1 protein-coding gene and 1 pseudogene are annotated in these 536 nt (G+C 63.6%); both read right to left on the reverse strand.

Annotated features, from left to right (window positions below; all coding sequences use genetic code 11):
• Nucleotides 1–266 (reverse strand): cytochrome d ubiquinol oxidase subunit II (locus tag A5777_RS23510; RefSeq protein ID WP_197502436.1); only part of this gene is annotated, 266 nt, incomplete at its 3' end.
• 12 nt (nucleotides 267–278) lie between these two features.
• A pseudogene (locus A5777_RS24895) lies at nucleotides 279–536 on the reverse strand (cytochrome ubiquinol oxidase subunit I); the annotation flags it as partial.

The following is a 536-nucleotide window of genomic DNA, read 5'->3' on the forward strand; positions in this document are numbered from 1 at the left end:
CCGCCGAACGCAGCGAACAGCGCGCCGCCCGCAGTCAACAACCACACTTCGTTGCCGTCCCACACCGGCCCGATCGTGTTGAGCAGCACGCGGCGTCGTTTGTCGTTGTCCGCGGCGTCGTCGTCAGCAGATACCTTGCTGTCGCCGCCGGTATGGCTGCGTCCCAGGAACGGCATGAGCATGCCGACACCGAAGTCGAAGCCTTCGAGGACGAAGTATCCGACGAACAGAATGGCGACGATGATGAACCAGAGGTTTCCGAGCATCTCTCCCACTCCTCAGTACGCGAACGACAGTTGCTTGGGACCATCGGCATCGTGGTCGGTGACATCGTTGTCGAGCACCGGCGGCACGTCGTCGTGTGGACCGGGGCCCTCGATGATGTAGCGCCGCTGCAACAAGAACCAGACGACGCCGAGTGCGCCATAGAGGACGGTGAAGCCGATCAGCGTCACCCAGACGATCGGGCCGGTGTGGGACGGCAACGAAGTGTGGTTGTTGACTGCGGGCGGCGCGCTGTTCGCTGCGTTCGGCGG

It is taken from the genome of Gordonia sp. 852002-10350_SCH5691597, assembly GCF_001665715.1.
GTDB lineage: Bacteria > Actinomycetota > Actinomycetes > Mycobacteriales > Mycobacteriaceae > Gordonia > Gordonia sputi.